At 53.3% G+C, this 25,580-nt stretch carries 22 protein-coding genes; 18 read left to right on the top strand and 4 right to left on the bottom strand.

Features of this window, described 5'->3' with window-relative positions:
• The first annotated feature begins 101 nt into the window (after positions 1-101).
• Together P0X86_RS28850 and P0X86_RS28845 are read left to right on the top strand one after the other, a co-directional pair.
• Entirely contained in the window at positions 102-2,144 is a 2,043-nt protein-coding gene (locus P0X86_RS28850) for a beta-galactosidase (protein WP_277747076.1), read from the top strand.
• 47 nt (positions 2,145-2,191) lie between these two features.
• The gene (locus P0X86_RS28845) at positions 2,192-4,381 is read left to right on the top strand and encodes an alpha-galactosidase (RefSeq protein WP_192570540.1); all 2,190 of its coding nucleotides are present in this window, start codon (positions 2,192-2,194) and stop codon (positions 4,379-4,381) included.
• A 154-nt stretch (positions 4,382-4,535) separates the two neighbouring features.
• Here P0X86_RS28845 and ymzB read toward each other — a convergent pair whose 3' ends face one another.
• The gene (gene ymzB, locus P0X86_RS28840) at positions 4,536-4,877 is read right to left on the bottom strand and encodes a protein YmzB (protein ID WP_192570541.1); all 342 of its coding nucleotides are present in this window, start codon (positions 4,875-4,877) and stop codon (positions 4,536-4,538) included.
• Positions 4,878-5,070: 193 nt separating this feature from the next.
• On the opposite strand from ymzB, the gene P0X86_RS28835 reads away from it, so the two are divergent.
• Together P0X86_RS28835 and P0X86_RS28830 are read left to right on the top strand one after the other, a co-directional pair.
• On the top strand, positions 5,071-5,973 hold the full coding sequence (locus P0X86_RS28835; protein ID WP_277747075.1) for a hypothetical protein: 903 nt from the start codon (positions 5,071-5,073) through the stop codon (positions 5,971-5,973).
• Positions 5,970-6,524: a hypothetical protein gene (locus tag P0X86_RS28830; protein ID WP_277747074.1), complete on the top strand. Its 555-nt coding sequence runs from the start codon at positions 5,970-5,972 to the stop codon at positions 6,522-6,524. Before P0X86_RS28835 ends, P0X86_RS28830 begins: the two co-directional genes overlap by 4 nt.
• A 44-nt stretch (positions 6,525-6,568) precedes the next feature.
• Here the strand turns inward: P0X86_RS28830 and P0X86_RS28825 are convergent, their stop codons facing one another.
• Complete coding sequence (locus P0X86_RS28825; protein WP_036673163.1) at positions 6,569-6,754, bottom strand: hypothetical protein; 186 nt, start codon at positions 6,752-6,754, stop codon at positions 6,569-6,571.
• 121 nt (positions 6,755-6,875) lie between these two features.
• Between P0X86_RS28825 and P0X86_RS28820 the strand changes: the two genes are divergently transcribed.
• The 7 genes from P0X86_RS28820 to P0X86_RS28790 all read left to right on the top strand — a co-directional run bounded on the left by P0X86_RS28820 (position 6,876) and on the right by P0X86_RS28790 (position 14,457).
• A complete protein-coding gene (locus P0X86_RS28820; protein ID WP_277747073.1) occupies positions 6,876-7,670 on the top strand; it encodes a sulfite exporter TauE/SafE family protein in 795 nt (264 codons plus the stop codon).
• A gap of 50 nt (positions 7,671-7,720) precedes the next feature.
• A complete protein-coding gene (locus P0X86_RS28815) occupies positions 7,721-8,626 on the top strand; it encodes an aldo/keto reductase (protein ID WP_192570544.1) in 906 nt (301 codons plus the stop codon).
• 317 nt (positions 8,627-8,943) lie between these two features.
• A complete protein-coding gene (locus P0X86_RS28810; RefSeq protein WP_036663835.1) occupies positions 8,944-9,813 on the top strand; it encodes an ABC transporter ATP-binding protein in 870 nt (289 codons plus the stop codon).
• Positions 9,806-12,007: an ABC transporter permease gene (locus tag P0X86_RS28805; RefSeq protein ID WP_277747072.1), complete on the top strand. Its 2,202-nt coding sequence runs from the start codon at positions 9,806-9,808 to the stop codon at positions 12,005-12,007. Before P0X86_RS28810 ends, P0X86_RS28805 begins: the two co-directional genes overlap by 8 nt.
• An 87-nt stretch (positions 12,008-12,094) precedes the next feature.
• Positions 12,095-12,784 carry an RNA polymerase sigma factor gene (locus P0X86_RS28800; protein WP_009594062.1) on the top strand — a complete coding sequence of 230 codons (690 nt, stop codon included), beginning with the start codon at positions 12,095-12,097 and terminating at the stop codon, positions 12,782-12,784.
• A complete protein-coding gene (locus tag P0X86_RS28795; protein ID WP_015737511.1) occupies positions 12,765-13,607 on the top strand; it encodes a hypothetical protein in 843 nt (280 codons plus the stop codon). The genes P0X86_RS28800 and P0X86_RS28795 overlap by 20 nt, the downstream gene beginning before the upstream one ends.
• Complete coding sequence (locus tag P0X86_RS28790) at positions 13,600-14,457, top strand: ATP-binding cassette domain-containing protein (RefSeq protein WP_036663839.1); 858 nt, start codon at positions 13,600-13,602, stop codon at positions 14,455-14,457. Before P0X86_RS28795 ends, P0X86_RS28790 begins: the two co-directional genes overlap by 8 nt.
• A 75-nt stretch (positions 14,458-14,532) precedes the next feature.
• Here the strand turns inward: P0X86_RS28790 and P0X86_RS28785 are convergent, their stop codons facing one another.
• Complete coding sequence (locus P0X86_RS28785; protein ID WP_277747071.1) at positions 14,533-14,790, bottom strand: DUF3949 domain-containing protein; 258 nt, start codon at positions 14,788-14,790, stop codon at positions 14,533-14,535.
• Positions 14,791-15,031: 241 nt separating this feature from the next.
• Between P0X86_RS28785 and P0X86_RS28780 the strand changes: the two genes are divergently transcribed.
• Together P0X86_RS28780 and P0X86_RS28775 are read left to right on the top strand one after the other, a co-directional pair.
• The gene (locus P0X86_RS28780; protein WP_277747070.1) at positions 15,032-15,859 is read left to right on the top strand and encodes an SDR family NAD(P)-dependent oxidoreductase; all 828 of its coding nucleotides are present in this window, start codon (positions 15,032-15,034) and stop codon (positions 15,857-15,859) included.
• A gap of 150 nt (positions 15,860-16,009) precedes the next feature.
• Positions 16,010-17,302, top strand: coding sequence for a homocysteine synthase (locus P0X86_RS28775; protein WP_009594125.1), 1,293 nt, complete (start codon positions 16,010-16,012; stop codon positions 17,300-17,302).
• An 87-nt stretch (positions 17,303-17,389) separates the two neighbouring features.
• Here P0X86_RS28775 and P0X86_RS28770 read toward each other — a convergent pair whose 3' ends face one another.
• The gene (locus P0X86_RS28770; RefSeq protein ID WP_277747069.1) at positions 17,390-18,004 is read right to left on the bottom strand and encodes a nucleotidyltransferase domain-containing protein; all 615 of its coding nucleotides are present in this window, start codon (positions 18,002-18,004) and stop codon (positions 17,390-17,392) included.
• A 187-nt stretch (positions 18,005-18,191) separates the two neighbouring features.
• Between P0X86_RS28770 and P0X86_RS28765 the strand changes: the two genes are divergently transcribed.
• From P0X86_RS28765 to trxB, 5 genes are all read left to right on the top strand, one after another.
• A complete protein-coding gene (locus P0X86_RS28765) occupies positions 18,192-19,301 on the top strand; it encodes a PEP-utilizing enzyme, TIM barrel domain protein (protein WP_277747068.1) in 1,110 nt (369 codons plus the stop codon).
• Positions 19,302-19,459: 158 nt separating this feature from the next.
• Positions 19,460-20,604 (top strand): IS3 family transposase gene (locus P0X86_RS28760; protein ID WP_277746525.1). Its coding sequence is split into 2 segments (ribosomal slippage): positions 19,460-19,754 and positions 19,754-20,604, totalling 1,146 coding nucleotides; the frame shifts between segments, so codons are not numbered across the junction.
• Positions 20,605-20,938: 334 nt separating this feature from the next.
• Complete coding sequence (locus P0X86_RS28755; RefSeq protein ID WP_277747066.1) at positions 20,939-22,963, top strand: heavy metal translocating P-type ATPase; 2,025 nt, start codon at positions 20,939-20,941, stop codon at positions 22,961-22,963.
• Between the two features lie 136 nt (positions 22,964-23,099).
• Positions 23,100-24,164 (top strand): leucine-rich repeat domain-containing protein, encoded by a 1,065-nt coding sequence (locus P0X86_RS28750; protein ID WP_277747065.1) that lies wholly within the window; start codon positions 23,100-23,102, stop codon positions 24,162-24,164.
• 416 nt (positions 24,165-24,580) lie between these two features.
• Positions 24,581-25,522: a thioredoxin-disulfide reductase gene (gene trxB / locus P0X86_RS28745; RefSeq protein WP_015737504.1), complete on the top strand. Its 942-nt coding sequence runs from the start codon at positions 24,581-24,583 to the stop codon at positions 25,520-25,522.
• Positions 25,523-25,580: the final 58 nt, after the last annotated feature.

The following is a 25,580-nucleotide window of genomic DNA, read 5'->3' as shown; positions in this document are numbered from 1 at the left end:
TTTAAGTTAGCAGACCGTTCATAAGAGGTATGATCCCTTGTCCGACAAGATAGGGGATGGTACCTCTTTTCTATAGCAGAGTCTACGAAGGAGGCAATTCTATGATTAATCAACGTTTTCCTAAGATATGGTATGGCGGGGACTATAACCCCGAGCAATGGGATAAGGCAACGATGGAAGAGGATCTGCGGATGTTCGAGCTGGCGGGCGTCGATGTGGCGACCCTCAATGTATTCTCCTGGGCCAAAACGCAGCGCGATGAGGAAAGCTATGATTTCGGGTGGCTTGATGAAATTATGGACCGCCTGGCGGAGGAGCAGGTTCACGTCTGTTTGGCAACCAGTACGGGAGCGCACCCTGCTTGGATGGCCAAGAAATACCCGGACATCCTGCGCGTCGATTACGATGGACGCAAACGCAAATTCGGCGGCCGCCATAATTCATGTCCGAACAGCCCGACCTATCGCAAATACTCCGTGCTGATGGCGCGCAAGCTGGCTGAACGGTACAAGGATCACCCGGCGCTGGTCATCTGGCACGTCTCCAATGAGTATGGCGGGTATTGTTATTGCGACAACTGCGAGCGTCAGTTCCGCGTCTGGCTGAAAGAGCGGTACGGGTCGCTGGATAAGCTGAACGCCGCATGGAATACCGGGTTTTGGGGCCATACCTTCTACGAGTGGGACGAGATCGTGGTACCGAATGCGCTCAGCGAGGAATTCGGCGGAAACCGGTCGTTCTTCCAGGGAATATCGCTGGATTACCGCCGTTTTCAGTCCGACAGCCTGCTGCAATGTTACCGACTGGAAAGAGATGAGCTGAAGAAGGTCACGCCGGATATTCCGGTCACCACCAATCTGATGGGCTTTTATCCGGAGCTGGATTACTTCGAGTGGGCGAAGCATATGGATGTGGTGTCCTGGGACAACTATCCCGCGATCGATACGCCGGTGAGCTTTACGGCGATGTCGCATAACCTGATGCGCGGGCTGAGAAGCGGACAGCCGTTCATGCTGATGGAGCAGACTCCGAGCGTTCAGAACTGGTCGCCCTACAACTCCGCGAAGCGTCCCGGCGTCATGCGGCTGTGGAGTTATCAAGCCGTAGCGCACGGCGCGGATACGGTCATGTTCTTCCAGCTCCGCCGTTCCGTGGGGGCGTGCGAGAAATTCCACGGCGCATTGATCGAGCATGTGGGACATGAGCATACCCGGGTCTTCCGGGAGTGCGCGGAGCTGGGGCATGAGCTGCAGCAGCTCGGAGACAAGCTGCTCGACTCCCGTTCGGACGCCAAGGTGGCGATCATGTATGACTGGGAGAACCGCTGGGCGCTGGAGCTGTCAAGCGGGCCTTCCAAAGCACTGAACTACGTGGATGAGGTTCATAAATATTATGACGCGCTGTATCAGCAGAATATCCAGACCGATATCATCAGCGTCGAAGAGGATCTAAGCAAGTATGATATCGTGATTGCCCCCGTGATGTACATGGTGAAGCCGGGCGTTGCCCAGCGCGTGGAGCGGTTCGTAGCGCAGGGCGGAACCTTCGTGACCACCTTCTTCAGCGGCATCGTCAATGAGAACGATCTGGTGACCCTCGGAGGTCATCCGGGCGAGCTGCGCAGCGTGACCGGCATTTGGGCTGAGGAAATCGATGCATTGCTGCCCGGAATGCAAAATCAGATCGACATGAAGCAGGATTGGGGATCGCTGCGTGGAAGTTATCCATGTGGAATTTTGTGCGATGTCATCCATGCGGAGACGGCGGAGGTTTTGGCTGAGTACGGATCCGACTTCTACAAAGGCACGCCTGTTTTAACGAAGAATGCGTTTGGCGAAGGGCAGGCCTATTATGTGGCCAGCAGTCCGGATGCGCAGTTCCTGCAAGGGTTTCTTGCCAATCTGTGCGAAGAACAAGGCGTGAAGCCGCTGCTGGATACACCACAAGGAGTAGAGGTGGTGGAACGGGTGAAGGACGGAAACTCCTATCTGTTCATATTGAACCACAATGCCGAAGAGATGACGTTTGATACAGGTTCTGCCAATTCATTCGATCTCCTGGGCAGCCGGCAGGTTACGGGCCATGTCACGATTCCGGGAAGGGACGTCATGATTCTGGAACGGGCTGCCGCCGCCCGGTCTTAAAGAGAGCAAGGAGATCTTACTCGGACCTTGGTTAGGGGGCAAAAGCAGTGAGTATACATTTCCATGAAGATCTGGGGATATTCCATCTCCAGAGCGATCGGTCAAGTTATGTAATTGAGCTGGTGCGCGGCGTTTATCCTGCGCATGCCTATTGGGGACGCCGGATTCGCGATAACCGCGTCCTAGGATTGCTGGAACGGAGGGGAAGAGCATCCTTTTCGCCGACGCCGTTTCGCGAGGATGCTTCCTTCTCCCTGGACAGTTTGCCTCAGGAATACCCGGGCTATGGCAGCGGCGATTTTCGGCAGCCTGCATATCAGGTACAGCTGGCTAACGGGACCACGGTCACCGAGGCGGAATATGTCCGTCACCGGATCTACAGCGGCAAGCCGAAGCTTGAGGGCTTACCTGCCGTATACACGGAACAGGATGACGAGGCGGATACGCTGGAGCTGGAACTGTTTGATCGGGTAAGCGGTTTGACGATTTATTTGTCTTATACGGTCATGAAGGCGTTTGACGCTATTTCCCGCTCCGTATCCTTCCGCAACGACAGCAAGGAGAACATGACGCTGCTGCGTGCCATGAGCGCTAGCGTGGATATGGATCACAGCCGTTATGACCTGCTGCATCTCCATGGGGCATGGGCGAGAGAGCGCCATGTGCAGCGCAGAAGACTATCCCCGGGCATGCAGGGCATCGAGAGCCGCAGGGGGTCAAGCAGCCATAACCACAATCCGTTCCTAGCGCTGCTGTCCGAGGGAGCAGGCGAAGAGTTCGGCGAGGTGTACGGCTTCAGTCTGGTATACAGCGGCAGCTTCTCCGCACAGGTCGAGGTGGACCAATACGATACGACCCGGGTCACGATGGGATTGAATCCGTTCGACTTCACGTGGCTGCTGGAGCCGGGACAGTCGTTCCAGACGCCGGAAGCGGTGATGGTCTTCTCGGCGGAGGGCCTCGGCGGCATGTCCAGACGCTATCATAAAATGTACCGCACAAGGCTGTGCCGGGGGCAATTCCGGGATGCCACGCGCCCGGTGCTGGTGAACAATTGGGAAGCAACCTACTTCAACTTCAATGCCGATAAAATCGAGCAGATTGCAAGCGCGGGACGGGATCTCGGCATCGAGCTGTTCGTGCTGGACGACGGATGGTTCGGCAAGCGCAACGACGATACGACTTCCCTCGGGGATTGGGTCGTTGACAAGAACAAGCTGCCCGACGGCCTCGAGGATCTCGTGAAGAGGGTACGCGGTCTGGATATGCAGTTCGGCTTGTGGTTTGAGCCGGAAATGATATCGCCGGACAGCGATCTGTACCGTCAGCATCCCGACTGGTGCCTTCACGTGGAAGGGCGCCGGCGGACGGAAGGGAGACAGCAGCTGATCCTGGATTTCTCCCGCCAGGAAGTAGGCGACGCGGTGGCCGATATGGTTCGCGGCATCCTGAGAAGCGCGCCGATCACCTACGTGAAATGGGACATGAACCGGAACATGACGGAGATCGGATCGGCTGCGCTGCCGCCTGAGCGCCAGCGGGAAACGGCCCATCGCTATATGCTGGGTCTGTACAGGGTGATGGAACAGCTGACGACGGAGTTCCCGCATATTTTGTTCGAGAGCTGCTCCGGGGGCGGCGGACGCTACGATCCGGGAATGCTGTATTACATGCCGCAGACGTGGACAAGCGATAACTCCGATGCCGTCAGCCGATTGAAGATCCAATACGGAACGAGCCTGGTTTATCCGCTCAGCTCCATGGGAGCGCATGTGTCCGCCGTTCCAAACCATCAGGTGCACCGGAATACTTCACTGCGGACGAGAGGACACGCGGCAATGTCGGGCAATTTCGGTTATGAGCTGGACCTGACGGCCTTCAGCGAACAGGAGAAGGAGGAGGTCCGCGAGCAGGTAAAGCTGTACAAAGAGATTCGGCATCTCGTGCAGTTCGGGGATTTCTACCGCCTTCGGAACCCGTTCGAAGGGAATGAAGCGGCCTGGACGATCGTCTCCGAGGATCGATCGGAAGCGGTGCTGTATTATTTCCGCATCTTAAGCGAGGCGAATGAACCGATTCGGTGGCTGCGTACGATGGGGCTGGATCCGGAAGGGGATTACAAGTGCCTGGAGGACGGGAACATCTACGGCGGAGACCGGCTTATGAACGCCGGCTTGGCCGTTCCGCCGATGCACGGCGATTTCCAAAGCTTTATCTGGAGATTCGAACGGGTATAAGCTGTTTACTAAAAGCCTGCGGAACCCATCTGCGTCCCGAGCGCGACATAATATCAAGGTTGATCCGGCATCAAGTCAAGCTGCGGGAGAAGCCAAAAGAACCGCCAGAGAAGCACTCTTTGGCGGTTCTTGCTGTTTCTATAACCGGCTGCTTTCAGATCGCCGTGATGGAATAAATGCCGCGTTCCGTTGTGAGCACCACTTGACGGTCTTGAACCTCCGCAGCCGTTAACCCGTCCAGCCCGATGACGAAGGCATTGCTTGGCAGCGGGGCTTCGTGGCCAGCCGTGATGACCACGCCGGGACCGTGCAGCAGAAGAGCGTGGCGATCTCCGTACCCGTCGATGGACTGCGCTTGCTGCTGCTGATGTTCAAATCGTTCCAGCCGTAATTCAACCTGGTCTTGATCCTTCTCTTCTTGCTTGGATATGTGCAGCGTGCGGTTGCTATTGGATTGAAGCCAGTTCGTAACCTCTTCGATCGATGGATTCATCATGGACACCTTCCTTGATTTTAGGGTGGCTTCAACTAGTCTGTCCACGAAGGGGGTTCGTTATTTCAATTCGGACCGGGTTTCTCCCGCAGGAAGTCGACGGAAAAATTAACGCAGTTCAAACCCTCTTCTTCGATATTACGTGTTAAGATAGTTAAAGAATATGGAACAAACGCATGCTACATATGGAGGGTCCATGGGCAAGAAATGGTATTACGTGCTCGCCATCCTGCTCGCAGCCTGCAGCTGGATCGGGAATGTCTGGTATTACGAAGCCAACCAACTGGGAAGAACCGTATTTCTCGAGCATCATGTGGAGACAAGGGAAGGGGGAGGCCGCGTATTCGACTTGTATTATGTGGAGGACAAACAAGCGGATAAGAGGCTGAGCTCCATCCGGATCGAAGGTTACCCTGGACAGATCGTCACGCCCTATCCCCGATATGCGGAGTATCAGAGGCAGTACTTAGGAAAAATGATGGTGAACTTAAATGCCCCCGAGCAAAAAGGGACGGGAGAGAAGCTGGAGGAGCCGATTCTTATTCGGGAAGTTACCGCGCTTTATTCCGACGGAAGCTCAGAGCAAGTGAATGTCGGGGAAATATACGTTTGGCCCGGCGTATATCGTCAGGAAGAGCAAGATCCGATATCGTGGACATCCGGCGGATCTTCCTCCGATCATTCGGGATACGACTCCGCTGTTGTGAAGCGTCCGGTACAGTTAACGGCGTTCTCCTCGAAACTGCTGGATATCGCTCTAGAGGGGCATCTCCGAATCTATGCCGACATTTCAAGTCAAATACCAGGTACCAGCTACCGGTCGCAGCCTTCGGAAGCGCACATCGAGTTAAGAGGCGAGCCCATCGATGAGATTCAGCTTCCACTTAACATTCATAAAGGGGATTCCATTAGAATCAGCCACCAATTTGATATGCCGTCACTTGAGAAGAGCTTGCAGGTTTACCAGCTCCTATTGAAAACGACCTTTATCGAGGAAAGCGGTCGCCAGTGGCATGGAGAAACGGTAATTCCCTATCACCCGAGACCGACAGATCAAGAATTGTCGGAATTTGTCCGGGATAGCAGGAGGATACCATGAGTAGGGCTTACGGGCGTATGGGCTGGGGTCTGTTGTTTGTAATTGTCGACTTTAAGCTGGACTCAGTGGATATGTTGCCCGATATGCTCGGGTACCTGCTGATCGCTTCGGGACTATGGCGGCTCCAGAAGTTGAACGGATATTTTAAGGCAGGGCATCTGTCGGCTTGGCTGCTGATGGCCTGGTCGGTGTTACAATTGTTTTGGTTTACCGAAGCGGGGATAGACGGCTTACCCGTGCAATCCGCGAAGGATGTATGGATCCAGCTGCCTGCCCTCTGCTTGCATACCGTATTGATTTACGGAATTTGCAGAGGCATCCAGGCGCATTTCGCGGGTAACGCGTCCGGACTGGATCACAAGGCAAGCTTCCGGCTGGGCTTATTTATGGCGGGACAGCTCCTGTGGCTGATCGTGTACCCATTCGTTTTAAATCTGGATTCGGGCGATATGTTCCTTGTGTTCTTTCTGTGCTCGCTCATCGTAATGGCGGCCGAGATCGCGGTTCTGCTTCTGGTCAGGCTTGCCGTACGGGAATCGACCGAGATCTAGGAATAAAGCGCTATACCCAGGTTTGTTAACGATTATGAAATCAATCATGTTGAACCATTGTCTTTGCTGGGATGATACACGATCGTAACGCCCAGCTGGTTATATATTTCTTCGGTGTAGTGGTGATCCGGGCAGTGCTTGATCGTTGCCATGTCTTCTTGCCTGGAGATCAGCTTCTGCTCGCAATCGGGGCATCGGTCCTGGAATAGAGATTTCAGCTTATTCAACATGATCACCACACACCTCCTTAATTTCCGATACAAATACTTGGGTTTATTATAAATCAACAGCGAGGCACATTCAATAGCAAGTGCCCCGGCAACGATATCAAATGAACGGAGATCGATCACCTTGATAGTGCAACTTGTAGTCATGGTCTTTATAGGTATCATCGGTTCTTTTTTCTCAGGGTTGCTGGGAATAGGCGGGGCGATCATTAATTTTCCCCTGCTTCTATATGTACCTTCCTGGTTTGGACTGGAGGCCTTCACCTCCAAGGAGGTCGCATCCATCAGTATGCTGCAGGTATTTTTTGCTTCCTTGTCAGGCATGCTAACCAATCGGGTGAGTTCGCGCGGCGGTGAGTCGTACGTTCACAAGCGATTGGTCATCCAGATGGGGGCCAGTACCCTGATTGGCAGTCTGATCGGGAGCCTTTCCTCGATGCTTATGACGAGCGGAACGATTAACGTGATTTATGGATTTCTGGCGGTGATCGCGGTGTTATTAATGATCGTGCCGACCCGGGCATCCATGGAGAACAGATCGGTGAGCGAGGTGACTTACCAAGCATGGGTTGCGATGGGAGCGGCCTTTATTGTCGGCGGCATTGCCGGAATCGTCGGGGCCGGCGGCGCCTTTATCCTGATCCCCATTATGCTGACGGTTCTTAAGATCCCGACGCGGATCACCATCGCATCCTCGCTTGCGATCGTCTTCCTGTCCGCTGTAGGGGGCGTTATCGGCAAAATCGCCTCGGGCGACATTCCGATTTGGCCGTCCCTGTTTGCCGTTGCCGGAAGCTTGATGGGTGCCCCCATCGGCGCGATTATCAGCCGCAAGATGAACGTCCGCCTGCTGCGGTACGCCTTGGCTCTTCTCATTGCGGTGACGGCGGTCAAGATCTGGATCGATATTTTAGGGTAAGTAAAGAGGTAGAACCTTATTCATCATGATGGAAGAGGAGGAGATGAACGATGAAAACCAATCGGCTGGGCTCTTCGGAATTGTATGTAAGCGAAATCGGGCTGGGCTGCATGTCGCTGGGTACGGACGAAGGACAAGCGGTGAAGCTTATTCATGAAGCGTTGGATCGGGGCGTGAATTTTCTGGATACGGCGGATTTATATGATGCAGGCCGCAACGAGGAACTGGTAGGCAAAGCGGTTCAGGGCCGGCGCGAGGACGTCATCATCGCCACCAAAGTGGGCAACCGCCGCGTGCCGGGACAGGAGGGCTGGGTATGGGATCCTTCGAAGGACTACATCAAATCAGCCGTTAAGGACAGTCTGCGCAGGCTGGGTACGGATTATATCGATCTGTACCAGCTTCACGGGGGGACGCTGGATGATCCGATCGAAGAGACGATTGAAGCTTTTGAAGAATTGAAGCGGGAAGGGTGGATTCGATATTACGGCATATCGTCCATCCGGCCGAACGTCATCCGCGAGTATGTCGCTAAATCCCATATCGTCAGCGTCATGAGCCAGTACAGCATCCTGGACCGGAGACCGGAGGAAACGGTCCTTGATCTGCTTGAGGAGAACGGAATATCCGCGATTGCCCGGGGTCCCGTTGCCCGCGGCATCTTGTCGGACCGAGGACAAGCCAAAGCGGAGAAGGGATACCTGGATTACAGCAAACAAGAGCTGCTCGACGTGCTCAAGAGGCTTGAAGCGTTTGGAAAAGGCCGGGATTTGTCCCAGCTGGCGATTCGTTATGCTTTGGCCCATGCCGCTGTGGCCTGCACCATTCCCGGGGCGAGCTCGCTTGAACAGCTGCTGCATAACCTGGCTGCAGGGGATATGGAAGCTTTATCGCCTCAGGACATCCAATCGATCCAGGCGATCAGCCGCGCCAACCAATATGAGGCGCATCGGTAACACCGGGAGCGATAAGCGTGTGAATGGTCTATCCCGTTAATCTTTTGGGGCATGAAATATTTATGGCCTGAAGATTTAGGGATGAACCGCATTCCCGCATGTTATAATAACTGGATAAGAGCCTGACGTCAGGCGAAATAGTTCATGCCCGCAATCCGCTTTTAGGATCACGGGCTTTTTTGTACCTTATTTGTACTTTATCAATAAATTGGCGTCAAACCTTGGGGAATGTCAAACTTTTTGAAGCGATGGTTCGTTCCAAGGAACGTAAACCGCGCGGCTTATGCCATAATCGTACATGGTGAAAGGATTCTAGAATGATTACCATTGAGCATCTATCAAAAACCTATCGCAAGGGCGCTTGGGCGCTCTTGGATGTTTCATTACAATTGGATAAAGGCATGACGGGTCTGCTAGGACCCAATGGCGCCGGCAAAACTACCTTAATGCGCATCCTGGCAACCTTATTGACGCCGACCTCCGGGCAGGTGAGGGTGAACGGAATATCCCTTGGACGGCCGGAGGAGATTCGGCAGATGATCGGTTATTTGCCGCAGCATTTTCACATTTACCCGCAGCTGACCGGCAGAGATTATCTGGATTATGTGGCGGCCATGAAGGGGATCACGGACCGGAGCGCCAGGCTGAAGGAGATCTCCAGGCTGCTTGAGATGGTCAATCTTCAGGAGAAGGCGGACAAAAAAGTGCGTACGTACTCGGGGGGCATGAAGCAAAGATTGGGCATAGCCCAAGCGCTGCTCGGTTCCCCGGATATTTTGATCGTAGACGAGCCGACGTCGGGGCTGGATCCCCAGGAGCGTGTCCGGTTCCGGAATGTGTTAACCCGTTTCAGCATCGACCGGACGGTCCTGTTGTCCACCCATATCGTAGCGGATATCGAGAGCAACTGCCGTCGCATCGCCGTAATGAACAAGGGGAGATTGGCCATGAACGGCAGCTTGCCCGAACTGCAGGCCTGCGGGAAGGGACAAGTGTGGGAAGCGGTGATGGGCCATGAAGAATTTGCCTTGATGGATCCCATGTCCGTCGTGTCCACTCGAACGGTACCGGAAGGCGTGCTTTGCCGGTTTATCAGTGCAGCAGCCCCCGTGACCGGCGCGTTTCCGGCGGATCCGACCCTGGAGGACGGCTATCTGGCTCTGCTGCGGAGGGATCGCCATGCATAAGTGGTGGAGGCACAGTCTGTTAGAGCTGCGGCTTTTGTTCGGCAATCCCTTGTTTGCCTCGCTTCCGGTCCTCTACGCGATCCTGTTCATCGTCATCATGCTGCAGGCGGCAAGCGGAAACGGACCGAATCATAACCTGTATTCGGCTGCGTATTCCTTTCACATGCTGGGTCATACGATGACGCTGGGTCCGACGATGTTAATCGGCATCTTGTCCATCCGGCGGGATGTCCGCCGTCGGTCGTTTGAATGGAACCACAGCCTGCCTGTGTCCTTCTTCACCCTGCTGTCGTCGAAATATGCGGTCAGCTTGCTGTACTTTTCCCTGTTTACCCTCTCGACGTCGGTTATATTCTATATCCTGTCGGTCAGCCAGGGGATAGCCGGTGATATCGCGATGGTGCATACGATGCAATTCGCGGTGCAGTATGAGGTTTCCTATATGGTGACGCTCGCGCTAGCGATGCTCCTCGGGGCAAGCATTCCGAACCGGATCGTGTATTTGATCGGTTTCTGTGCATGGATGTTTGGAACGTTTTTTATGGAAATTTATTTTATCAGCGAATTAAGATGGATGCCGGCCCAAGTGTTTCACCTTAACCAATTCTTCCTTCAATCCAATCGGTTTGAATATGAGAATTGGGGGTACGGCCTGCTATCCAAGGATATCCAGCTGTCCCGTTGGTTCGTGCTGGCTTTCACCTTCCTGCTGCTGACGGTGTGTTTGTTCTTGTTAAACTCGAAGCGCCCCACGATGCTGAAAAAGGCAGGGTGGCTGGGCGTGCTGGGGGCTGTCGTGTTGACGGCAGCCGCCGCCGTGCCCTACGGCACGCTTTGGGCGGAACGGTATGCCAAAATTGATGCGAAGCTGGAGGACCCGACGATTTCTTATGTCGATGATCCTGAAAATATAGCCTTCTATCATGTGTCTTCCTATGACATCAAGCTGAAACGGCTGCCAAACGACGAGCTACGCGTAACGGCGAAGCTAACGATACCGGCCTCCGAAATATCGGGCATGAGGCAGCTGCCGTTAACCTTGAACCGGATGTTCAAGCTTGAACGTGTCCAACTCCAGGGCATCGACGCTCCTTATCGCAGACAGGGAGAGCGGATATCGATCAGGATGGTTGGCGATGCCAAGGGAGGGGACCTTCAAGCCGAGCTGGAATATAGGGGCAAGGTGATGGATTTTATGGCCGGGTACTCCAATGAAGAATTTGCGGCCTATAGCGTGGGGCCTGAAGTTAAACTGGAGGGGCATATGGCCTGGTATCCGCTTCCCGGTCATCAGGAGGTATATTTAAAGAGTGACAACGGAGATCTTACGTCGAAATACGTTTATCTGGGCTGGGAATTCGGCAAGCTGCGCTACTCTGCCGGAGAGATGAAGCTGGTGGTGGAGGGTTATCCGCAACCCTTGTATACGGGAATGAAAGAGCTGGAGCGGAAGCCGGGCTACCAGCGGTTTGAGGACAGGGAGATCGAGCAGAATATCTCTCTGTACGGGGGACAATTTTGGAAGGAAATCCACCGGAATGATCTACCGATTACCATCGTGACAACGCCTTATCTGGAGAAGGCATCCGTATCGCTGCTGAGGGATATGAAAAAGAAATATGACTATTTTTCCGAGTGGATACCCGAGTTCAACAGCAGCGTCGAGAAGATCTTGTATTTGGGCCAAGGCTTTGATTACCCTCAGGTGAATCATCGCCTGATTCTGTCCTCGAACCACTACACCTATAACTTCGCGAACTTGCCCGGCGAATGGATGAACTCGATTCTGTTCGGCAACCAGGGTGCGTTCCATTATAATTTTGAGCATCCGGAACGAGACGTGCGCGGAAAGATCAGCAGTCTTTTCTGGTATGTATATTACGTAGAGGAGAAAGGGCTTAGCGATAAACAATTAAGATCGGCTTACGGAAATCTCCGGTCGGTACAGCAGCTGTTGTTCAAAAACGGAAGCGGGGAGGATCCCCAGAACCAAATAGGCATAAGTATGGCCAGACAGGTTAGAAAGGCGCTGGAGGAAGGCAGAGGGAATCAGGTCAAAGAGCTGCTGGTGCAGTTTTATGGGCAGGGGCTGATGCTTCCCGACACCGAACGCAACCCGGCCTTACGACCGGAGAACCCGATCACGTACAAAGAGTGGCAGCAGAAGTGGGATGCCATGATGAATGTCAAATAATGACGACTATGCACCTGCACGCGGTCGGTTATAATTGAGAAATAGTTATAACGGAAGATGAGAATGCATGTAGAAAGGGGGGAAGGCATGATTTCCGATCAGCAGCTGTCCGAACGCATGGCTGCCGGCGACCAGGAAGCGTTTGAAATGCTGGTGACGAGGTACCATGGTCCGCTGCTCAGTTATACGACCCAGAGGCTGGCCGACAGGCAAAAGGCCCAGGATATCGTTCAGGAAACCTTTATCCGGCTCATCCGGCATCTGAAGCAGCACGGGACGCTCGAGCATGTTCGCTCCTGGCTGTACCGCGTCGCTCTGAATATGTGCAAGGATTATTGGAAAAGCGCATCCTACAGGTCCGAAGGTCTTGCGGGTGAGGAGATGCCGGATGCATACGACCCTGAACCGGGCGCGGAGGAGCTTGTGGAAAGACAGGAAACTTCCCTCGAAATTGCGGCGTCGCTCGAGACCTTGCCCGATATACAACAGGAAGTCATATCGCTTCGGTTCTTTCATGACCTGAAGCTGCAGGAAATCGCCGACCTGGTCGACCTCCCCTTGAGCACGGTCAAAACGCATTTATATAACGGCTTGAGAAAGCTGAAGAAAACATTGTCCATGGAGCATTCCGATTTGGTTCCCGTCCATTCGTCCCGAAGGACGCGGGAGAAGAGTCCTCAGGAACAGGTACGGAACCGCTCCAAGTCGGAAGAGTCTGATTCGCAGAGCAAAGTAAAAGAAAGTGAGGTGTATCTCCATGGATCATCCATTCGATAATGAATTGAGAAGACTTGAAGACGAGCTTCGCGGCCCGCTCAGACGCGCGGCTCTTCCGTCGCCGACGCCGGATGAGACGGCCCAGCTCATCGCGTCCCTTCAGGGGGAGTTTAATCAGCTCCGGATTGAGCCCGAGTCGCCCAAGCTGGATTTTAATCCGCAGGTCGACCCGCCCTCATTGAAACAGATCCTTCGGAGCCAGATTCGATTGAATCAAAGATCCATTCTGCTCACGGCAGGCGCGGTATTCTGCATGCTGGTCATGCTGATCGATCCGGAATATCCGCTTGATCAATTTGCCGGATTGCCCGGCGGCATTTTTCCATTGATCACCCCTTTGCTGCTGATCGTATCGATGCTGTTCAGCAGCCGAACCTGGGATAAAGGGATGCGGGCCGTGGAGACGCTGACCCCTTACCCGCCGGCACTGGTCTTGTATACCCGCCTGCTTCTCGTGACGGGCATCGTCGTCGGAATGGCCTTGCTCAGTACCCTTGCGCTCGGGCTTCGATCCATCCAAGCAGAATCCTCCCGCTTTTTATTCGGACCGTTTATTCTGGAGTGGATGGGCATTCTGCTGGTGACGGGAGGGGCCGCGATGTATATGCTGTTTCGCAAAGGCATGGTCTATTCGCTGATCTCGGCGGTGTTGGTGTACGGCATGTGGATCGTGATACAGGGCCAAATCGTGGACCACGGCGTTTCCATGAGCGGCAAGATGCTGACGGACATGTCCCTGCTTGTGATCGGCTTGATTCTGCTGATTTCTTCCTACGGACGCAGCTTGAAGCTGAACGGAGCCTGGAGATTGGCGAATGATTAGGCTGGAAGGACTGGAACGGCAGGCAGGCACGTACCGGCTTGAAATCGAGAAAGCGGAGATTCAATCCGGCCTGAACCTCATCGTGGGGGCGAACGGCGCCGGAAAAACAACCCTGATCGAGCTGCTGACCACGCTGCAGGCACCCGATGCAGGCGAGATCCTGTACAGCGGGCGCAGGGCAGGGGATCATTTGCCGCTGATCCGCAGTCAAATCGGGTATGTTCCGGCGGATATCGAGCTGTATGGAGATATGAAGGTCGGCAAGCTGCTGACCTATATGGCCGAATTGAAGGGCGTGTTTAACCCGGAGGCTATTGACAGGCTGATGGCGGACTTTCGGCTGGAGCCTTTCCGCAAGAGCAAGGTCAAGAATTTGTCGCAAGGGGTGCAGCGGCGCATTGCCGTCGTACAAGCGCTGTTGGCCTCGCCGTCTTTTCTGTTCTTGGATGAGCCTTTGAACGGCATGGACGCGGAGGAGCGCAAATTTCTCATCACGTATCTGACCAAATACGCCCGGGGCCGTATGGTGATCGTTGCGGCCCACGAGCTGAACGAATGGGAAGAGGCTGCGGATACCGTGATCTGGATACACCGCGGCCGCCTCCGGTTTATCGGTTCGCCGACCCAATGGAAGCTGAATGTGGCCTCCAGCGTCTGGGAAGGCGAGATCGATTTGGAAGACTTCGAGCGGATACCGCAGGAGCTGCTGATTCATTTTCAAATGACGGAGCATCGGATGAGAGTCAGGCTGATGGGGAAAAAGCAGCCGGGTCCCGAGTTCATGGAGAAGGCGCCTACACTGGAGGACACCTTTTTCCTACATATGAACGCCTTAGCCAGACGCGGGTGAGTATAGCTTGGATCATGAAAAATCATCGCCTTCATTCGGGCGATGATTTTTGCGTTTTCATTCGCTTAAATTCGCCTACTTGGTCGTTTTTCCGCTCTTATGCCTCCAATTATAAATCCACGAGGCAACCATGGTGGAAGGCAAAAACAAGACTTGCGTATTGTAGTGGAGCTGTTCTTCCTGAAAGGACATATTGTTGTAATACGTTTCCTGATTGGTCCCCTGCCTTCGGGGATCTTCCTTTAACGCTGCAATATACCGGTACTGTACGGGAATCATGATCAGGAATACGGCTAGCAGAACGCCTGCAAAGATCCAGATCATAGAGCTCATAAGGTCACGCTCCTTTTTGTTTATCGTATATGGAAAGCCATATTAATATACACTACGTATAAATATCGGAATGGATTCAAATATGTACCATTTGAACGCCCGCCATGCCGACTTTATCTATCGAAAGCCAATCATCCGTTTCTGAACAGGGTAAGGAAGGGTAGGCACGGTGCGCGTCATCGTTGAACGGCGGCAAGCGACTGTGGCATGAAAGGATGAATTCGGAAGGGAGCGAGAAATCATGGGAACCGTAAGTAAACAGGGAACGGAGAAGGTGGCGCTGGTAACGGGCGCTGGCGCGGGAATCGGACGAGGCATTGCCAAGGTGCTGGCTGAAAAAGGCTACCGGCTGGCGATGACCTACAATTCCAGCAAAGAAGGGATCGTGGATGTAGCGGAGGACATCGGCCATACCTATGGCAAGGAGCCGCTTATTATTCAGAGCGATTTGACCGTTCGCAGCGAAGCGGAGAATACGATACGAAAGACGCTGGAGGAATTCGGCCGGATCGATTTGCTGGTGAACAATGCCGGTATCGGTCTATACGACGAGTTGACGGAGCTTGAAGAGGATGCGCTGGACATGACGATGAATCTTGATTTCCGGGCGCCGATGCTGCTCAGCAAATATGCGGTTCGGGAGATGATCGCCCAAGGAATTCCGGGAAACGTCATTTTCATTACGTCCTCCCGGGGAGAGAGAGCCTATCCGAAGGACAGCATCTACGGCGGCATGAAGGCGGCGCTGATCCGCGCGGCGCAATCGCTGGCGCTGGAATGGGCGCCGCATGGCATCCGGGTGAACTGCGTCGCTCCGGGTGCGACGGTTCACAAGCCGGAGCAATCGGCGGAGGAAGAGCCGCTTGGCAGCAAAATCCCACTGGGGCGATTGGGGACGCCGTCGGACATCGGGGAAGCCATCGCTTGGCTGTGCTCGGATGCGGCTTCCTATATTACCGGCATTAACCTTCGTATTGACGGCGGCCTGATCTTGCCGGGCATGCCCGAGGATACGTCCCCCGAAGCCGGTTATGGATGGGGGAAAGTTTATCAACAGGAGAAGGAATGAAGAGGTTTTCAAACCTCATGCAAAATAAAATATTATATTCCGATGAAATTAGTTGGGTATCACTCTTTTCAAACGAAGGAAAGTATGAGAGAATGGGAGAAATTATGAAATGATCATACTTTCCATATGAAGAAAAGGGAGGAAATACCCATGTCAGAAGAACGCCAATTTTCCATTGAAACGCTAGCGGTTCACGCCGGTCAGGAGCTTGACCCGACCACATTATCCCGCGCGGTCCCTCTTTACCAGACCACTTCCTACGGGTTTAAAGACAGCGAGCACGCAGCCAATCTGTTTGCGCTTAAAGAATTCGGCAACATCTATACGCGTATCATGAACCCGACCACGGATGTATTCGAGAAACGGATTGCAGCGCTTGAAGGCGGGGCCGGAGCACTGGCGACATCTTCCGGGCAGGCAGCCATCACCTTCTCCATTCTGAACATCGCGGGTGCAGGTGATGAAATCGTTTCCTCCTCGAGTTTGTATGGCGGCACTTATAATTTATTTTCCAATACGCTGGCGAAGCTGGGCATCAAGGTCCATTTCGTGGATTCCACGGATCCGGAAAATTTCCGCCAAGCGATCAACGGCAAGACGAAGGCGCTGTTCGCCGAAACGATCGGCAACCCGCAGGGGAATGTGCTGGACGTGGAAGCCGTTGCAGCCATCGCGCATGAGAACGGCATTCCGCTGATCGTCGACAATACGTTCCCTAGCCCGTATCTGCTGCGCCCGATTGAATATGGAGCGGATATCGTCGTTCATTCCGCGACCAAATTCATCGGCGGCCACGGCACTTCCATCGGCGGGGTCATTGTCGATAGCGGTAAATTCGATTGGACGGCTAATGACAAGTTCCCGGGATTGACGCAGCCGGATCCAAGCTATCATGGCGTCGTGTATACAGAAGCCGTAGGCCCGATCGCTTACATTATCAAAGCGCGTGTGCAGCTGCTGCGGGATATCGGCGCGTCGCTGTCCCCGTTCAATTCCTGGCTGCTTCTCCAAGGGCTGGAGACGCTGCATCTCCGGGTGGAGCGCCATAGCGAGAATGCGCTGAAGGTTGCCAAGTATCTGGAGAATCACGAAGCCGTGGAATGGGTCAGCTATGCAGGGCTGCCGAGCCACCCTTCGTATGAGCTGGCGCAAAAGTACCTGCCGAAGGGCCAAGGCGCCATTCTGACCTTCGGCATTAAAGGCGGGGCAGCAGCAGGGCAGAAGGTGATCGAGAACGTGAAGCTGTTCTCCCACCTTGCCAATGTTGGCGATTCCAAGTCGCTTATCATCCATCCGGCCAGCACGACGCATCAGCAGCTGTCCGAAGACGAGCAGCTTACGGCAGGCGTCAATCCGGAACTGCTGCGTCTGTCGATCGGGACCGAGTCCATCGACGATATTTTGTACGATCTGGAACAAGCGATTGCGGCCAGCCAGAAGTAAGACAATCCTGCTATATCGATAGGTAAGACAAAGGGCGCTTTCCCTCTTGGGGGAAGGCGCCCTATTTTTTGTGATGCCACACGGCAGTTACCCCGTTGATTCGATGTAGTCGATCCAGGGATGACCTTCCGGAAATTGCGTGCGGAGCGATTGGGCCAGCCACTCTATAGCCTCATGGTCCAGGGTGGGGAGGACCGTACTGAAATCCCGCTCGTCTTTGTCGCGGATGTTCCTGCTGCCTCCTTTACACAGGAGTTGTATTTCCGGCTTCAGGTAGGGGATTCCTTGGTCTGTCTTCAACAAGATATCGCGAAGCGGTCTTCGGATCGACGGTTGCCGGTGATAGACCCAGCAATCCTGTTCGGTTTCCGTCAACATGAGCTGGAATGCAAATGGAGCTTTGGCATCCTTACTGACCCACACATCCCCGACGGAATGCAGATACTCGCCTTCTTCCCATAACGACAAGGTTCCTTGATCGGCTTTGTACAGCGTCCATTCTTTGGTTAAAGCGGCATAAACATCGGCCTGCTCTTCGCGATGGATCAGGATATCGGTATCGCTGTGTTCTCTGGTCTGCTCTCCCAAATGCAAATCTAACGCCCATCCTCCTGCGATATACCAATGAACGGGGATTTCCGCAAAAATCCCGGCAGCCTCCGATACGCTGACGGGTTCCCAATGGTCATAATCGGTTCGCATGTCTCTTCCTCCTCTTTGTTCTCTCGCTTCGGCCCGTTCCTCAATTATAAATGGTTGGGAAATGGTCGGGGGTGGATATTTTTTCGATCTGTGTTTATCCCGTGCGCTGTATATTTCCAAATGTTTCATAATAACCTGTAAAGAAGCGTTTATCCAATTCAAGGTGAAAGGGAGTAGAAGGATAACCATGACGGAAAGGCATTGGGGAGCAGGCAGTGAATTGGGAGAGCGTTTATGGGAAGATAAGAAGTTTATCGGAGCAGAGGACATCACGGCAAACGATTTTTCTCCCGAGACGGATCTGCTGAAGCATTTTGCTATGGCAGGAGGAGTCACCCATGAGGAGGTATTGCTGTTACTGGCATCGCCCGACGACATTGAAGAAGCCCTCAGGGTTTCGGGGATTCGTCATAACGGCACGGACAGACCTTCCTTGACCCGACTGCTGGGGTGGAGTGACAGGAACCGAAGACTGAAAGTCATGAGCCGATCCGCGGATCCTGAATCCATAACACGTGATCTCGAGCAGGGTGCTCAGGGAATCGGACTGATACGCGGTGAGGATGCTTTGCAGCATGGCCTGCTGCAGGAGGTATATTCGGCATGGCTGAATTCACGGAGCGCGGAGAAGAGCGCTTTGTTAAGACGGAGACTCATTATGTTATGGGTGACGTATTGGGTGTCGGTGTTTCAAGCGGCAGCCGGAGCCCGATGCGCGATCAGTTTGCTGCAAGATGCCCGGCTTTCCAATACGATGGATTTGCGCGAGGCGCAGGATGCTCAGCTCGAGTCCTTGTTCCGGGCGATGGAGCAGTGCGGGGCGGAAGGCATAGACTGCCATTTAGAGCTGTTGGCTGTGCGTCCGGCACATGCGGATGAGTTTATATCGATCCATAATTTTATCGAAGAAGTGGCGGAGCAGACCTTGATGGATCAGAAGCGTTTTGTCCGAATCCGTTACGGGGCGCTGCTTGGCGAAGGAATGAGCCCGTTGGCTGCGGCGGAGATTGCCCGTTTGGCCGATTTGCTGGTATTCGATTGCGAAGGCAAAGGGGATTCCGCATCATCGGATGAAGGAGGTCATAAGGTCTCGGCGTTCTCGGAGATGATCAGTCGAATCAGACGAACGAAGCCGCAGTTGACGCTCCGGATCAATGGCGTAGGCACTGCGGATTTGCGGATGGTGTACCGGCAGGGCATACACGAGGTATGCTGTCATCCTTCGGAACTTGCGGCCATACGGATAACCGGCGCAAGATTGGAAATGCGGCGCAGATGCTCCACGATCGTCGATTGAGGGAATGAGAGCGCTTTATATGGTTTGGTTCATAAGAGAGGTCCAGGTCCTTGCGAAGAAATGGGACTGACCCCATAACGTGAGACAGATTAAAAACACCTTCAAGAGAATGCAACCATGTCGTAAGATATGGGGACAACTATGGAGGTGTTTTTGCGTTGGCAACGAGAGTCAGCTATCCAGTAGAAGTGAAAAAGAAAGCTATTGAAATGAGGTTGGATGGCATTCCAGTGAAAGAAGTCATGGACCAACTGAACATACGAAATAAGACACAAGTGGAGACCTGGATGAGATGGTATCGCAGCGGCCAATGGAACCGGTTGAAGCAACCTGTCGGTAAACAATACAGCTACGGTAAAGGCCCTGAATATGCATCAGAACTCGAGAAGGTGCAGGCGGAAAATCGGTTTTTGAAGCAACAATTAGATCTGCTAAAAAAGTTCGTGGAAATGCAAAGGAGGTGTCGCCAAAGGCTGTAGTGGAGTGGGTTGAGTCTGTTCGAGGAGAAGTCAGTGTAACTCAAGCGTGTGCATGGATCGGGCTTTCTCGCTCCACCTACTATCGCTGGAAGGACGCCTACGAGAACCCATGTAAAGATCACATGGTAGAGAAGATTCGAGAACTCTGTAGTCAGCATAAATTTCGTTATGGATACCGGAAGATCACGGCTCTACTTCGGATGGAGCGTAAGATTAACCATAAACGCGTGCAGCGGATTATGCAGCGTGAGGGGCTCCAATGTCGTGTCAAGGTGAAGAAACGCAAACCTACAGGCCAGCCAGCTTATATCGCAGAACACTTGTTAAAGCGCCAATTTGCAGCCGATGCCCCCATGCAAAAACTCGTTACAGATATTACGTATTTACCGTTTGGCGGAAAAACGTTATACCTGTCGAGTATCTTGGACTTGTTTAACGGTGAGATTGTGGCGTACAGTATTTCTGACAAGCAAGACACCGGGTTTGTCCTGGACACGCTGGGTCAGCTGCCCGCTCTGCCGGGCACCATGCTCCATAGCGATCAGGGCAGCGTCTACACATCTCAGGCTTATCAAGAAGCTGTAAAGGGAAAAGGCATTACCATGAGCATGTCCCGCAAGGGTACGCCCGCTGATAATGCCCCCATTGAATCGTTTCATTCCACGCTAAAGTCTGAAACGTTCTATCTCGAAGGTTTAACCTGTACGACGACGGCCATCGTCGAGCAGACCATTCGAGACTACATTACTTACTATAACTCAATTCGCATTCAAACAAAACTAAACAACCAGTCGCCGTTTCATTTCCGGCAACTGGCTGCTTAAACTTGCAAGGTGTTTTGATCCCTGTCTCACAAACGGGGGGCAGTCCCAATCGCTAGGACCTTTTTTACGTTTGGAAGCTCGTCCGCCTCATATGTGTGGACAACAACTCCGATAGTGCTCTTCAGAAATTAAAATGACGTGAAAAATATGGTTTACAAATGAAAGCAAAGTGAGTATGATACATATAAAGTTGTACGAAGGAAAATAAATTGTATAAGTTCAAAAATGATTCTCATTCTCATTTAGCATGCTGCTCCGGCCTAGCCGGGGCAGCATGTGTCATTTTAAGGGTAGTAATAATGGATTTCATTCTCAACTAGGAAGGTGATTGGTTATGCAATGGATACAAAATCAAACGACAACTGGACGCATATCGACAATAGAAAATGGAGCTGATCCGCGTGAGCCGAGGCAGCCGGGGAAATGGGATATCCGCAGCCTGCTGAGCAATGCGGAGGTAGTGGCTGCGCTGGGCAGCGGTTTGTTGATGCTGGTGGCCTGGCTGACCAGCCAATGGTCTGAGCCGCTCTCCGTTGTGCTGTACGTGATATCCTACGCCGTCGGCGGATGGGTGAAAGCCAAAGAAGGCGTCGAGACCCTTCTCAAGGAACGCGATCTGGATGTGAACCTGCTGATGATCGCTGCCGCTATGGGGGCTGCGGCGATCGGATATTGGAACGAAGGCGCGATGCTGATCTTCATCTTTGCCCTCAGCGGAGCGCTTGAGAGTTATACGATGGAAAGAAGCCGCAAGGACATCTCGTCCTTGATGGAGCTGCAGCCGGAGACGGCCCTTCGCATCGAGAAGGGGGAAATGGTGTCGGTATCCATCAACAAGCTGGAGATCGGCGATCTCATCCTGGTGAAGCCGGGCGAGCTGATTCCGGCAGACGGCAAAATCTATCGCGGCAGCTCCTCCGTTAACCAGGCCTCCATTACCGGCGAATCCGTGCCGGTCGATAAGTCCGTAGGCGATGAAGTGTTCACAGGCACCTTAAACGGGGAAGGGGTCCTGTACATTGAGGTTACCCAATCGGCGGAATTTACGCTGTTCGCCAAGATCGTCCGGCTGGTGGAAGAAGCGGAGAACGAGGTGCCGGAATCGCAGCGGTTCATCAAGCGGTTCGAATCGATTTATGCCCGCGTCGTAGTCATTGCGACCGTGGCGCTGATCGTTCTGGCCACTCCCGTTCTGGGATGGGATTGGGATACTACCTTCTATAAAGCGATGGTGTTTCTCGTTGTGGCATCCCCTTGCGCGCTGGTGTCTTCCATTATGCCAGCGATGCTGTCGGCGATTTCCAATCGCGCCCGAAAGGGTGTCTTGTTCAAGGGCGGTGCCCACATCGAGAATATGGCGCGCACGGCCGTTGTCGCATTTGATAAGACCGGTACCTTGACGCTCGGCTCACCCGTGGTTACGGATTTTATCGCAGGTGAGGGATGGGATCGGCACGAACTGCTTGGCATCAGCGCTTCCATCGAACGGATGTCGGAGCACCCGTTGGCTCTGGCGATTGTCCAATCGGCCGAGAAAGAGGGAGCTCCGCTGCAGCAGGTAGAGAACGGTCAGTCCATCACTGGCTGGGGCATGCAGGCGGAAGTTGCGGGAGTCACCTGGAAAATAGGCAAAAGCGATATTCTGGATGAAGGGACCGGAGATCCGCGTTCGGGTGCGATTTCGGATCAAGATGAAAGCTTGGGCGCCGTTCAAGAGAATCGCCAGCACTGGCTGTCCATTCGGAACACGCTGGAATCCGAAGGCAAAACGGTATCCGTTATCCTGAAAGGGGAAAGCATCGTGGGCATGATCGCGCTGCAGGACGCGGTCCGTCCTCAGGCGGCCATGGCCGTGAAGCGGCTCCAGCAGCTGGGCATCAAGGTAGCGATGCTGACGGGGGACCGCAAGGCGACGGCAGAAGTCATCGCCAAGCAAAGCGGCGTCGACATGGTGTTCTCCGACCTGCTGCCGGAAGATAAGGTTACCCATATTAAGGACCTGCGTGCCCGTTACGGCCATGTGGTCATGGTAGGGGATGGCGTGAACGATGCGCCGGCGCTGGCCACGGCAACCGTCGGCATCGGCATGGGCGTTTCGGGAAGCGGAACCGCGCTGGAGGTGGCGGATGCGGTGCTGATGAACGACAACATCGATGAAATCGCCGGTACCGTCAAAGTGGCACGCAAGGTTCAACGCATCGTAAAGCAAAACATGATCTTTGCCATTACCGTCATCTTGACACTGATTGCAGCCAATTTCATCGAAGGCGTAGCGCTGCCGCTCGGGGTCATCGGCCACGAAGGAAGCACGATTCTGGTCATCCTGAACGGGCTGCGCCTCCTGCGCAGCAGCCGTTAATGGACTGAGTATCATCTGCAATGACAAAGCGTCCCCTTCTTTTCCTTGCTGGAGAAGAAGGGGATTTTACTGTGGGCAGCGAAATAAACAGGCTGCTTGAATTCGTGGAAGATGAGAGGTAGAGGTGATCAGTAATATGGCATTCTTTTACGACTCTCCTAGGGGAGCTGCTTATTCCTGGCTGATTGATTATGCGATGGAGCGGTCGGCGGTATTCGTGTTAGCAAGACGTGGAGAGTTCCAGCTCATGGAGGAAGCCGAGCGTGTGTTTTCGCTGCTTGAGCCTTATCTGATCGAAGAACGCAAGATTAGCGAGCGCGATATCATGAAGCGATTGGATGAGGAGACCGTGCGTGGCAACGGGATTGAATACGGAGCGGGCACTTACTATATTTATAAATGCTGCGAGGAAGCCGCTGTTGTGTTGAAGCAGGCGGCGGATGATCTGTTTGCATGGCAGCATCCCCATCTGCCGGAGGATTTGAACTTTTGGGATCATGATGGACAAGACCTCTTACATCATGTAGCTCATGAACGAATGGGCGGGCTTCAGATCGGCCAAGAAGAAGCCGAGAACATATCGGCCATGGTTCCAGGCCTGTTTCTAAGCCGTCCGGAACATAAGAAGTTTGAAGTATTTTGGCAGGATGTATTGTTTCACAAACCGCGCAAGCTTGAAATTTTCGGTTTTGGCATCCGGGAGATTCCTGAAAGCATCGGAGAGCTGAAGGAGCTGAAGGAACTTATGATCCATGAAAGTTACGTCACCAGACTGCCTGCGGCCCTGTTCGGTCTTACGAAATTAGAGGATTTGACGGTATATACGGAGGATCTGGTGGAGATTCCGGCGGAGATCGGTGAGTTGACCCAGTTAAAACGCTTGAATATCGCGTGCGGGAGTTATCATGGACCTACAGATCATGTGATCCGGAGAGAGGAAGTATCGTTGACGAGGGTCCCTCCGGAGATCGGACGATTGAGGTTGCTGGAGCAGCTTAGTATGAATTACACGGGGATTTTGGAACTTCCCATGGAGATGGGGCAGCTGCAGAATCTGAGATTCCTTGACCTAAGCCGAAACCAACTCCAGAGCGAGCCGGAATTCATAGAGAAACTGACGGGACTTTCGTATGTTAATCTGTCGGATAACCGGTATAACCCAAGTACTCAAAATCAGCATTGGGATGATTACATTGAATAATCGGAGAAATCTGAGCATCTGGAAAATCATGACCTAGCTAAGAATCCCTCTGAGCTCGCATGGCGAGTACAGGGGGATTTGTGCAGGTATCGCGTTTCGCTTCGGAACTTCATCAAACATTCATCTTCGCACCGTTAATCGTGTGGTTGAAGTCTTTTCGTAACCCAAAATTCTTCTAACCTGATCTCAGCGCACTCCTGACCTCGAAGTAAACGTTTTACAACGAGGTGTTCTTTCGAGCAGGAGATTCATTTTTTCAAAATAGTAAATTCCCCAGCGGTTTATGAAGAATGGATTAACAATATTTGCAGTTGGGGTGTGATGTGACATATTGACAGACGGCTCCGATATAACCATAATTAATATTAATTTATAATGATTATAATTAATTGTTCCATATATAGGAGGGAAACGATATGTACAAATCCGTTATTATAGGCACAGGCCCTGCCGGGCTTACGGCTGCCATTTATCTGGCTCGCGCGAATTTGAGCCCGCTCGTCATTGAAGGTCCGCAACCTGGCGGACAGCTGACAACCACGACCGAAGTTGAAAATTTCCCGGGGTTTCCCGAAGGCATCATGGGTCCTGAGCTGATGGACAATATGCGCCAGCAGGCGGAACGTTTTGGCGCGGAATTTCGTACAGGCTGGGTGAACAGCGTGGAATTCGGAGAGCGTCCGTTCAAGCTGGACGTTGACGGAATGGGCGAGGTGGTTGCCGAGACGCTGATTATCTCTACGGGCGCAACGGCCAAATATCTCGGCATTCCGGGAGAGCAGGACAATGTGGGACGCGGCGTCAGCACATGCGCAACCTGCGACGGATTCTTCTTCCGAGGGAAAGAGATCGTTGTTGTAGGCGGCGGCGATTCCGCGCTGGAGGAAGCCAACTTCCTGACCCGCTTTGCATCCAAAGTAACGCTGGTTCACCGTCGGGAGGAGCTTCGTGCATCGAAAATCATGCAGGATCGCGCCCGTGCCAACGAGAAGATCGAATGGGCATTGAACCGCACGCCGCAGGAAGTCATTGCGGACGAGACAGGCGTAAAAGGCATCAAAGTGCTCAACAATGAGACCGGCGAAGAAGAGACGATCGCGGTCAGCGGCGTGTTCGTGGCGATCGGCCACCATCCGAACACCGGTTTCCTTGGCGGAAGCATTACGACCGACCCGAACGGTTATATCGTAACGACTCCGGGAACATCCGAAACGAATATCCAAGGCGTATTTGCTTGCGGCGACGTGCAGGATACCCGTTACAGACAAGCGATCACGGCAGCGGGAAGCGGCTGTATGGCGGCTATGGATGCGGAGAAATACATCGAGAGCTTGGAACACAGCGCTGTCGTGTTGTAAACTGATAGATAGAGATCGAACCGGCTGTAAGCAGCCCAAATCATGAGTAGAGGAGACT

The sequence above is a fragment of the Paenibacillus sp. BR1-192 genome (assembly GCF_029542445.1).
Lineage (GTDB): Bacteria > Bacillota > Bacilli > Paenibacillales > Paenibacillaceae > Paenibacillus_AQ > Paenibacillus_AQ lautus_A.
This window is presented reverse-complemented; position numbering and strand designations above follow the sequence as displayed.